Here is an 11,195-nt window from a genome sequence, read left to right on the forward strand (position 1 = left end):
ACTGCGTTACTTGGGTTCGAGCACGAAGACCGGGATCTCACGATCGGTCTTCGTCTGATAATCGGCGTAGTCGGGGTACGCAGCGACAGCGCGCTCCCACCAGACCGCCTTCTCGTCTCCGGTGACTTCACGAGCTACGAGGTCGAAGACCTGCGTCGCGTCACGCAGCGTGACGTGCGGATTCGCTACGACGTTGTAGTACCAGACCGGATTCTTCGGGGCGCCACCAAGCGAAGCCACTACGGCATACGAACCGTCGTGCTCGACGCGCATCAGCGGCGTCTTCCTGACCTTGCCGGACTTTGCCCCGATGGTCGTGAGAACGACGACGGGCATGCCGTTCATGTCGTTTCCCTCGGTGCCGCCGGAGTTCTCGATGCGTGCGACCTGATCGGCGGCCCACGACGCTGGACTGGGTTCGTACTCACCTGTGATTGGCATGTGTACCAGTGAACACCCACTCGACTGCCTTGGCCACCGAACCACGCCGACCAGGTCTGTCGCCGACGCACTCCCCGGGTTGATCGATTAAGTGAGCTGCCGATCAATAAAGTTCGCTTGCCCGAACTCTCATCTCTGGCTACTCTGAAACCACAGCTTCGAACAGCCGTATCAGCTAGCCGTGCCACATCGTGAAAAAGACTGCACCGGGAAAGGGACGAGATGACCACCGCAGATATCTCCACTCGCGAATCACGCCCCTCACCCGACCATTGCGTCGATCTGGCCGGGACACGGTGGCCGCTGTACAAGATCGAAGCTCTCGTAGTCGGTTTCGTGCTGTTCGTCGTCGCAGGTGCCGTCACGCAGTCGATGCAGGTGGCCGTACTTACTGCCGCAACAGCAACGGTGATCACCTGGTGGACGCGACGTGTTCACTACTCACGCACCACCTGATCACCGCACTCCCCGATCTCCGACGGACCACGAAGGGGCCTTGCTGCATCAGCAGCAAGGCCCCTTCGTTCGATTCAGGTCCGCTCGGTCGGCGGTCAGACCGTCAGACAGCTCGGTCCGAGCAATGCCTTCAGGTCACCCATCAGCGCCGAGGACGGTTCGACCCGAAGGACGTCGTCGACCTTCCACAAGCTGATTTCGGTTCCTCCGATCAGCCGGACATGGACATCGGACGTTCCCGGATGCCTGGTCAGCACCTGCTTGAGTGCACTGAGCTTGTCCTTGGTGCATTGTCGCAGCGGCAACGAGACCGACAGCGGACGCGCAACCCCGATCGCCGAAATATCAGGCACCGCAAGATCGTTGCCGATCAACGACATCCGATCGTCACGGATCGAGACGCGAGCCTTGACCAACACGATGGCATCCTCGGCGATGTCCATTCCGTACACGGCGTACGCCTGCGGGAAGAACAGCACCTCGATTCCACCCACGAGATCTTCGAGTTGCACGATGCACCAGGTCAGACCGTTCTTGTTGACCCGGCGATCCACCGAGGCGATGATGCCGCCGAGAGTGACCTGGGCGCCGTCCTGAACGCCGCCTTCGAGTATCGCGGCGATGGACGTGTCGGACTGCTGCCGAAGAATGTGCTCGACACCGTTGAGCGGATGGCCGGAGACGTACAGCCCCAACATCTCTCGTTCGAGCGCCAGGCGATGCTTGGAGTCCCACTCTTCCTCGGGAATCTTGACGTCGAACACCGAGGTGATCGACTCGTCAGCCTCAGCCCCGCCGAAGAGGTCGAACTGGCCGATCGCCTCCGCCTTCTTGGTGCTCATCACGGAATCGATGGCGTCGGCATGAACCAACATCAGACCCTTGCGCGGATGACCCAACGAGTCGAAAGCACCGGCCTTGATGAGAGATTCGGTGACCTTCTTGTTGCAGGCCATCGCGTCGATCTTGCCGAGGTAGTCGGAGAAATCGGTGAACTTCGACTTCTCGGTACGCGCCTTGATGATCGAGGCCACGACGTTGGCGCCGACGTTGCGCACCGACCCCATACCGAAACGAATGTCGTCGCCGACGGTCGCGAAGTCGACTCGCGATTCGTTGACGTCCGGCGGAAGCACGGTGATGCCCAACTTGCGGCAGTCTGCGAGGTAGATCGCGGACTTGTCCTTGTCGTCACCGACAGAGGTGAGCAGACCGGCCATGTACTCGGCCGGGTAGTTCGCCTTGAGGTACGCCGTCCAGTACGACACGAGCCCGTATCCGGCGGAGTGCGACTTGTTGAACGCGTAGCCGGCGAAGGGAAGGACCGTGTCCCACAGCGCCTTGATGGCCGCCTCACTGAAGTTGTTGTCCAGCATTCCCTGACGGAACCCGGCGTACGCCTTCTCCAGCTCGGACAGCTTCTTCTTACCCATGGCGCGACGCAGCAAGTCGGCCTGACCCAGGGTGTAACCGGCCACCTTCTGCGCCAGTTGCATGATCTGCTCCTGGTAGATGATCAGGCCGTACGTCTCCGAGAGAATCTCCGCGAGCGGCTCCTCCAACTCGGGGTGAATCGGCTTGACGTCTTCCAAGGCGTTCTTGCGCTTGGCGTACGAGATGTGGGCGTCCACACCCATCGGTCCCGGTCGATACAGCGCCAATGCGGCCACGATGTCGCCGAATCCGGTGGGCTGCATCAGTTTCAGCAACTCGCGCATACCGCCGCCGTCGAGCTGGAACACGCCGAGAGTGTCACCGCGGGCGAGCAGTTCGTAGGTTGCCGCATCGTCCATCGGCAACGTGTCGAGGTCGAGGTCGATGCCGCGGTTGGCTTTGATGTTCTCGAGGGTGTCACCGATGACCGTGAGGTTTCGCAGGCCGAGGAAGTCCATCTTGAGCAGACCGATGGCTTCACACGAGGGGTAGTCCCAACCGGTGATGATGGCGCCGTCCTGGGCGCGCTTCCACACCGGGATAGCGTCGGTGAGCGGTTCGGACGACATGATGACCGCGCAGGCGTGCACACCGGCGTTACGGATCAGCCCTTCCAGACCCACCGCTGTCTTGTAGATCTTCGCGACGTCCGGGCTGGAGTCGATGAGCGCCCGAACCTCGACGGCCTCCTTGTACCGCTCGTGCTTCGGATCGGTGATACCGGAAACCGAGATGTCCTTGGCCATGATGGGCGGCGGGAGTGCCTTGGTGATCTGATCGGCGATGGCGAAGCCCGGCTTGCCGAACTGGACGCGAGCCGAGTCCTTGATGGCTGCCTTGGTCTTGATGGTGCCGAAGGTGATGACCTGGGCGACCTTGTCGTTGCCCCACTTGTCCGTCGCGTAGCGAACCATCTCGCCGCGACGGCGATCATCGAAGTCGATATCGATATCGGGCATGGACACGCGCTCGGGATTGAGGAATCGCTCGAACAGCAACCCGTACGGGATGGGGTCGATGTTGGTGATACCCATCGCGTAGGCCACCAACGAACCGGCAGCCGATCCACGACCGGGTCCGACGCGGATCCCGACGTCCTTGGCGTGGTTGATCAGGTCGCCGACCACGAGGAAGTAGGCCGGGAAGCCCATTTCGTTGATGACGCCGATCTCGTAGTCGGCGCGGGCGAGGTACTCCTGCGGAGGTCCACTCGGGAAGCGGCGGTCGAGTCCGCGCATCACCTCGGCGCGCAGGAAGGTCTGCTGCGTGTGGCCCTCCGGGACCGGGAAGATCGGCATGCGGTCGTGGAACGCCCAGACGTCCTCGTACGACTGCACGCGCTCGCCGATGGCAACGGTGTTGTCGCACGCCCCCGGTACTTCGTTGTCCCAGATGGCGCGCATCTCGGCAGCGGACTTGAGGTAGTAGCCGTCGCCGTCGAACTTGAAGCGCGTCGGATCCGAGAGCGTCTTGCCGGTCTGGATGCAGAGCAGCGCCTCGTGGTTCTCGGCGGCGTCCTTGGTGACGTAGTGGCAGTCGTTGGTGGCAAGCGGCGGGATACCGAGTTGCTTGCCGATGTCGAGCAGGCCCTCGCGCACACGGCGCTCGATCGAGAGACCGTGGTCCATCAGTTCGAGGAAGAAGTTGTCCGGTCCCCAGATCTCCTGCCACTTCGCGGCAGCTTCGAGAGCCTCGCGATCGTGACCGAGACGAAGACGCGTCTGGATCTCACCCGACGGGCAACCGGTGGTGGCGATGATGCCCTCGGCGTGCGATGCGATGAGCTCCTCGTCCATGCGCGGCCACTTGCCGAGCTGGCCTTCGATGGACGCGAGCGAGGACAGCTTGAAGAGGTTCCGGAGCCCGGTCGCGTTCTCGGCCACCATCGTCATGTGGGTGTACGCGCCGCTACCGGAGACGTCGTCGGACTTCTGGCTGCGGTCTCCCCACAGAACTCGCTTGGTGTTGAAGCGGGATTCCGGCGCGATGTAGGCCTCGATGCCGATGATCGGCTTGATGCCGGCGCTCTTGGCTTCGTTGTAGAACTGGCTGGCGCCGTACATGTTTCCGTGGTCGGTCATGCCGACGGCGGTCATTTCGAGACGAGCGGCCTCCTCGAACATGGCGCCGACCTTGGCCGCACCGTCGAGCATCGAGTACTCGGTGTGATTGTGAAGATGTACGAACGAGTCAGCCACGTGCGCCTCTCTGAAGGTCTGGGAGCGAGATCGAGTGTATGCCGCGCTGCCGACACGGTCGGCGACCGCCATCGTGGAGTCGCAGCGTGCCGCCTCGGATCACGTGACCGGAACCTCAGGTTCGACGCTCGACCTCATCGAACGCCGAGAATGCCGGCTTGCGACGAAGGTGTCTGTCGTGAAGATCACCAGCGCGGCCCAGATCAGAACGAAGCCGATCCACCGTGACGCCGGCATGTCCTCGTGCATGACGGCCACGCCCCACGCCATCTGCAGCGCCGGGGTGAGGTACTGCAGCATGCCCATCGTCGCCAACGGAACTCGCTGAGCGGCGACGCCGAAAAGGAGCAGTGGCAGCGCGGTGACCGGGCCGGCCGCGAGCAGCAACAGGCTGTGTCCGGCGCCGCTGCTGATGAAGGCGCCGGCCCCGGTCAGGCCGAGGAACACGAGGTAGCCGACCGCGAAGGGTGCGGCAACAACTCCCTCGGCGGTCAAACTGGTTCGAGGATCGAGCGGAACGACCTTCTTGACCAACCCGTAGGTGGCAAACGAACCGGCGAGCACCAATGCGACGATCGGTGGTTTGCCGAAGTCGACCGTGATCACGACTACTGCCGTGGCGGCGAGGACGAGCGCGGCAACCTGAGCGCGGCGCAATCTTTCGCGGAAAATCACGACGCCGAGCAGAACGGTGACCAGCGGGTTGATGAAGTACCCGAGGGCCGCCTCCACGACGCGGCCGGACACCACGGCATAGATGTACGTCCCCCAGTTCACCGCGATCGCCGCTGACGCCGCGGTCACCAGCAGCCAGGTGCGCGCACTGATTCCGCGAAGTGATCCGAGGCGGCCGGCGCAGGCCAACACGATCAGCATCAGCAGAAGGGTCCACACCACTCGGTGCGCCAGGATCTCGACCGGATCTGCGAAGTCGAGAAGCCCGAAGAAAGCCGGGAACGTTCCCCACAACAGGAAAGCCGCTACTCCGTAGAAGATCCCCGAGGACGAACCGGATCTACCGCGTTTGTCCTCGCTCACGGGACCGGGCCGTCATCGGGGCCGGGAGCAACGACGTCCACGTACTCCGGCAGCAAGGGGCGAACAGCCGCGAACCACGGCGAGGCGTCGGACGGCAACGCCTCCACTGCACGGACATTCGACTCACGTCCGATCGCTTCGAGTCCTTCAGGAGTAGCTCGCACCAGCACACCCACCGCGCACGCGCATCCGGCGGACAATTGCTTCGCCGACGCGAGCGCCACCTGTTGCTGTCGATCGGTGTCGCCGCCGAGCGCCACCAACCGCGTAGCTGCAACACCGGGCGATCTGCGCACTGCCTCGTCGTTGTCGGGAACGGGTACGGACATGAGCGGCGTCTGGACGCGCTCGATCGGTACTCGAAACATGACCCTCGCCACCCGAACATCGGACACGCGAACACTCGAACCCTGAGAGCTGCTCGTCGTCGTGATGACTTCGTCGACGGTGAGTGCCTTCGTGAACGAGACCAAGGCCCACACCGGCCCGTCGACCGACGCAACAGAATCTCGCGCTCGATCGAGGTACTCCGGCACAGCTTCCCCACTGTCCGGACCGAGAGTGTCCGTCCTGATCGGCGGGGTCGGTGTGGGATTCGCGAACCCCACACCGACCACCGCCGCCACTGCGACGACGGCCAACGCGGGAACAAGCCCGCGCGGTGTCATGAGGACCGGAGAACTTCGAGTGCGTGTTCGAGATCCTTCGGGTACTTGCTCTTGATCTCGACCCAGCGACCGTCCGCCGGATGTGCGAATCCTAGAGACACGGCGTGCAGCCACTGGCGCTCGAGGCCGAGCCTTTCGGCAAGTCGAGGGTCCGCGCCGTACGTCAGGTCGCCGCAGCACGGATGGCGCAATGCCGAGAAGTGCACGCGAATCTGGTGTGTACGACCGGTCTCGAGGTGCACGTCCAGCAGACTCGCGGCCTGGAACGCCTCGATGGTGTCGTAGTGCGTGACGCTGGGCTTGCCGTCGGCCGTGACCGTGAACCGCCAGTCGTTACCGTGGTGGCGACCGATCGGGGCGTCGATGGTTCCGCTGCTCGGGTCGGGGTGTCCCTGCACGAGAGCGTGGTAGCGCTTGTCGATTGTCCGCTGCTTGAATGCCCGCTTGAGCAGCGTGTACGCGCGCTCGGACGTGGCAACCACCATGACGCCCGACGTACCGACGTCCAGACGGTGGACGATTCCCTGGCGCTCGTGGGCACCGGACGTCGAGATCCGGAAACCGGCCGCGGCGAGTCCACCGATGACGGTCGGTCCTGTCCAACCGACGCTGGCGTGCGCAGCAACTCCGACGGGCTTGTCGACTGCCACGACGTCGTCGTCGGCGTAGAGGATCTCCATCCCCTCGACCGGCGTCGCCTCGATGGTCAACGGCCGCGGTGGTTCGGGCAAGACGACCTCGAGCCATGACCCAGCGGTCAGACGATCGGACTTGCCGACAGCCACACCGTCGACGAGTACCGAGCCTTCCTCCGCGAGTGTCGCGACCACGGTGCGCGAGAGTCCGAGGAGGCGCGCCAAGCCCGCGTCGACGCGCATGGCGTCGAGGCCGTCGGGCACTGGCATCGAACGCGATTCCCTCACTTGGTTTCCCCCTCGGCTGCTGCCTTCGAATCGGTGAGCTTCTTGTCGTCCGTCTTGTGATCACGCAGACGTTCACCGTTGGGTTCGAAGCCGAACAGTGTCAGGATGACGAGCAGGATCGCGCCACAGACGATCGCGGAATCCGCGATGTTGAACACCGGCCACCAGCCGACGGAGACGAAGTCCACCACATGTCCGCGCATGATTCCGGGAGAGCGGAAGAATCGGTCGACGAGGTTACCCAGCGCGCCGCCGAGAACCAGGCCGAGACCGAGCGCCCACCACGGTGATCGGAGCGTGCGACCGATCTTGATCACACCGATGACCACACCGATTGCGACGAGGGTGAGGATCCACGTCATCGACGTCGCCATCGAGAACGCTGCCCCCGGATTGCGCACCATCGTGAATGTGACCACGTCACCGATGATTTCGATCGGCTGCCCCGGCTTGACTGCGGCGACAGCCCACACCTTCGTGAGAATGTCCGAGAGCAGGATGACCGCCGCGATGGCAATGAGCGTGGTCAGCTTGCGGGGCTTCGCAGCCGACGACTCGGCCGGGTCGCCGCCCTCAGATTCCGCAACTTCCGGTTTCGCGTCTTTCTGCTGCACGGTTTCGGGCTCGTCGGCCTTCGAGATTTCGGTAATCGGCTGATCCTCCGCGTTGACATCTCGGTCTGGGTGGTCTGTACTCACGCAACCATCATCCCTCATGTTCACCGCACCGGGTCACGCACTCTGCAACTGCGGCTAGCCTGGAGCGCGTGCCACTGCTGTCCACGACCGGCCGACGCGTTCCGTTCGCCCTCGCTGCCCTCGCTCTCACCACCGTTCTCACCGCTTGCGGCGACTCGGATCAACCTCCGAACACTCCGACCCCCTCGCCGAGTGAAGTCACTGTTCCGGTGACCGCCGCTACGGTCGAAGTACTCGATGCGGGAAGCGAGCCGCGCGAGGTATTGCGTACGAACTTGCCTGTCGGCACCACGCAGACGGCGACGCTCGTCACCCAGGCCGTCGTGAGTCAACAGATCGATCAACAGCCGGCGCAGGATTTCTCTTCGCCGGAGATCACGATTCCGCTCTCGGCAAACGTGACAGCCGACGATCCCACGGCGGTCGTAGACCTGACGCTGTCGTCGATGACCTCGCCGGATGCAACGTTGCAGGCCGCACTGAGCGGGGCCGACGGGTCTGCGGCTGGATTGTCCGTCACGGATTCGGGCGCCATCACCGCCCTACGGCTGAAGCCGTCCGCAAACTCGGCCAATGCCGCCCGCGCCGCGATCGAGCAGGCGCTCGGCCAAGCGGTCTACCGGACCGTTGCACTTCCCGACGCTCCCGTCGGTGTCGGTGCGCGTTGGGTGGTTCGCCAGCAAGTCAGCAGCGAAATCCTGCTCGACCAGACAACCACCGTCACTCTCACTGCACGCGAGGGCAATCGGCTCTCGCTCGCCGTGGACGTATCGCAGACCCCGCAGAGCCCGGTCTGGAACCTGGCCGGTGACGCCGGAACGCTGAACATCGATCAGTACGTCATGGCCGGCGCTGGAAACCTCACCGTCGACCTCTCACTCCCCTTGCCGATCGACGGACAGATGACCGTCGGCGGAGACCAGGCATACGGCGATCCGGACAGTTCCTCGGTGATCCGGCAGACCATCTCGAACAGCATTCGGTGGGAATCGTGAACAGTCGATCGCTTCTCTCACTGGGCCTGACGGCGACGGCGGCACTGTTCGTCGTGACCGGCTGCGGCTCGGACGAATCCCCCAGCAGCGATACGACTACGCAGGTTTCCGCACCCCAGGTCGGCTTGGCGCCGTTCACGGTTGCTCCGGCCGCACCCCTGAGCGGGGCACCCCTCGACCGTGACGGCCTCCAACGCGCAGCGCTCACCCTCTCCGAACTACCCGCGGACTTCGACATAGTTCCCGATCCGGTCGACGACCTCGGCCTCGCACCGGCGTCGGAGAGTTCGGAGGCGGACAAGTCGAGCACCGATCCGGCGGTGTGCGCTCAGGTTCTGGCGCCGATAGCCACCCAGGCCACCGGATCCGTCGCCGACCTCTCCGACATGTTCACCGGCCCCGATTTCACGAGCATCGATCAGGACTCGGCTTCGTACGCCGACGGCACTGCGGCAGCAGCAGCTTTCGAGAAACTGCAGACGACTCTGGCTGGGTGCACAGAGTATTCGGGAACAGATGCCGACGGAACGAAAATCACCTATCGCGCCGGTGGATCGTCGGCGCCGAATGTCGGTGACGCATCTTTCGCTTACCGAATCATCACGGAGAGTGGCGGATTCACCCTGGTGGCCGATGCGATAGTCGTAGCCGTGGGGACGACGTTGACACAGGTGTCCGCGACGGCGCCGAGTCCGATCGCACCCGACGTTCTGCAGTCGATGGCCTCGGCTGCTGCGGATCGTCTGCGCGCGCAAATGCCGTAGCAGCGAGCGGAACCTGCCCGGTCCGGGCGACTCGCGAATGATTCGGGACCACAGACCCTTTGACAACTGCCCGTCCACACTGAACGGTGAGAGTAGGTACGAAACAGACCAACGCGACACACAGATGTGAGGAGCCAGAGTTCATGCCGGAACCCAGAAGGTCAGATCACACCGATTACGTAGCCGTCAATCCGATCTTCTCGAGGCCAGGCGAGGATTCGGTTGCGTCGAAATACACACTCGAACCCGACGGCATGCTTCCCGAGACCGCCTATCAGATCGTCCACGACGAAACGATGCTCGACGGCAATGCGCGACTCAATCTCGCGACGTTTGTCAGCACGTGGATGGACGACCACGCAACCAAGCTGTATACCGAGTCGTTCGACAAGAACATGATCGACAAGGACGAGTATCCGCAAACCGCCGCGATCGAAACCTATTGCTGGCGCATCCTTGCCGATCTCTGGCACTCACCCTCTCCCAAGGACGCCATCGGCACTTCGACGATCGGTTCGTCCGAAGCCTGCATGCTGGGTGGCCTCGCGATGAAACGACGCTGGCAGCACGCACGAAAGGCCGCGGGTAAGTCCACGGACAAACCCAATCTGATCATGAGTTCCGCCGTACAGGTGTGTTGGGAGAAGTTCTGCAACTACTGGGACGTCGAAGCGCGCTACGTGCCCATCAGCGAAGAACATCGGACCCTCGACGGTCATGATCTGGACAAGTACGTCGACGAGAACACCATCGGCGTCGTCGCGATCATGGGTGTCACGTACACCGGGATGTACGAGCCTGTCCTGGAAATCTCGAAGGCGCTCGACGCCATCGAGGAGAAGACCGGCCTCGACGTCCCCATTCACGTCGACGGCGCTTCCGGTGCGATGATCGCACCGTTCCTGCAGCCCGAACTCGAATGGGATTTCCGACTACCGCGCGTGCATTCCATCAACACCTCGGCGCACAAGTACGGACTCGTCTACCCGGGCCTCGGATGGGTGGTCTGGCGATCGCAGGATCTACTTCCCGACGACCTCGTCTTCAAAGTGAGCTACCTCGGCGGCAGCATGCCGACCTTCGCACTGAACTTCTCGCGCCCCGGCGCTCAGGTGATCCTGCAGTTCTACTTGTTCCTGCGTCTCGGTCACGACGGCTATCGCGCGATCCAGCAGTCCTCGCAAGACGTGGCGAAGTTCCTCGCCGAAGGGATCGGGAAACTCGACGCCTTCGAGCTGTGGAACGACGGGTCCGACATCCCGGTCTTCGCGTGGCGCCTCGCCGAGGGGCACACGTCCAACTGGACGCTGTACGACCTGTCGGACCGACTCCGCGGCAAGGGCTGGTTGGTGCCGGCCTATCCCATGCCCGATGATCTCGCGGATCTGACAGTGCAGCGCATCGTGGTTCGTAACGGGCTGAGCATGGACCTGGCTGCCAATCTGCTGCGCATCATCGAGGAGGAAACCGCGTTCCTCGACGAACTGGACAGCCCGATGCCGCGGCCGCGCGTCACCGAGGGATTCCATCACTGACGTCGCTTGTCGCACAAACGAGCGGCCGTCGACTCCCTTTCGGGC

The 11,195-nt window shown here is 63.3% G+C and carries 10 protein-coding genes; 4 read left to right on the forward strand and 6 right to left on the reverse strand.

The annotated features are described in order from the left end of the window. Nucleotides 1–6: 6 nt before the first annotated feature. The gene (locus ACFT1A_RS27960) at nt 7–441 is read right to left on the reverse strand and encodes a nitroreductase family deazaflavin-dependent oxidoreductase (protein WP_378449651.1); all 435 of its coding nucleotides are present in this window, start codon (nt 439–441) and stop codon (nt 7–9) included. A gap of 222 nt (nt 442–663) precedes the next feature. Between ACFT1A_RS27960 and ACFT1A_RS27965 the strand changes: the two genes are divergently transcribed. After that, complete coding sequence (locus ACFT1A_RS27965) at nt 664–897, forward strand: hypothetical protein (protein ID WP_378449652.1); 234 nt, start codon at nt 664–666, stop codon at nt 895–897. Nucleotides 898–992: 95 nt separating this feature from the next. Here ACFT1A_RS27965 and dnaE read toward each other — a convergent pair whose 3' ends face one another. The 5 genes from dnaE to lspA form a co-directional block, all read right to left on the reverse strand. Further along, nucleotides 993–4,529, reverse strand: a complete 3,537-nt coding sequence (dnaE, locus tag ACFT1A_RS27970) for a DNA polymerase III subunit alpha (RefSeq protein WP_378449653.1) — start codon at nt 4,527–4,529, stop codon at nt 993–995. 99 nt (nt 4,530–4,628) lie between these two features. Beyond that, on the reverse strand, nt 4,629–5,567 hold the full coding sequence (rarD, locus tag ACFT1A_RS27975) for an EamA family transporter RarD (protein ID WP_378449654.1): 939 nt from the start codon (nt 5,565–5,567) through the stop codon (nt 4,629–4,631). Then, nucleotides 5,564–6,235: a hypothetical protein gene (locus ACFT1A_RS27980; RefSeq protein ID WP_378449655.1), complete on the reverse strand. Its 672-nt coding sequence runs from the start codon at nt 6,233–6,235 to the stop codon at nt 5,564–5,566. Before ACFT1A_RS27980 ends, rarD begins: the two co-directional genes overlap by 4 nt. Beyond that, entirely contained in the window at nt 6,232–7,158 is a 927-nt protein-coding gene (locus ACFT1A_RS27985) for an RluA family pseudouridine synthase (protein ID WP_007733161.1), read from the reverse strand. The genes ACFT1A_RS27980 and ACFT1A_RS27985 overlap by 4 nt, the downstream gene beginning before the upstream one ends. Further along, nucleotides 7,155–7,856 carry a signal peptidase II gene (gene lspA, locus ACFT1A_RS27990; protein WP_378449656.1) on the reverse strand — a complete coding sequence of 234 codons (702 nt, stop codon included), beginning with the start codon at nt 7,854–7,856 and terminating at the stop codon, nt 7,155–7,157. The genes ACFT1A_RS27985 and lspA overlap by 4 nt, the downstream gene beginning before the upstream one ends. A gap of 68 nt (nt 7,857–7,924) precedes the next feature. Between lspA and ACFT1A_RS27995 the strand changes: the two genes are divergently transcribed. The 3 genes from ACFT1A_RS27995 to ACFT1A_RS28005 all read left to right on the forward strand — a co-directional run bounded on the left by ACFT1A_RS27995 (nt 7,925) and on the right by ACFT1A_RS28005 (nt 11,150). After that, complete coding sequence (locus ACFT1A_RS27995) at nt 7,925–8,851, forward strand: hypothetical protein (RefSeq protein WP_378449657.1); 927 nt, start codon at nt 7,925–7,927, stop codon at nt 8,849–8,851. After that, a complete protein-coding gene (locus ACFT1A_RS28000; RefSeq protein WP_378449658.1) occupies nt 8,848–9,615 on the forward strand; it encodes a sensor domain-containing protein in 768 nt (255 codons plus the stop codon). The genes ACFT1A_RS27995 and ACFT1A_RS28000 overlap by 4 nt, the downstream gene beginning before the upstream one ends. Before the next feature lie 143 nt (nt 9,616–9,758). Further along, nucleotides 9,759–11,150, forward strand: a complete 1,392-nt coding sequence (locus ACFT1A_RS28005) for a glutamate decarboxylase (protein WP_378449659.1) — start codon at nt 9,759–9,761, stop codon at nt 11,148–11,150. Nucleotides 11,151–11,195: the final 45 nt, after the last annotated feature.

Source organism: Rhodococcus sp. NPDC057135, from assembly GCF_042670865.1.
In the GTDB taxonomy this organism is placed as follows: domain Bacteria; phylum Actinomycetota; class Actinomycetes; order Mycobacteriales; family Mycobacteriaceae; genus Rhodococcus_F.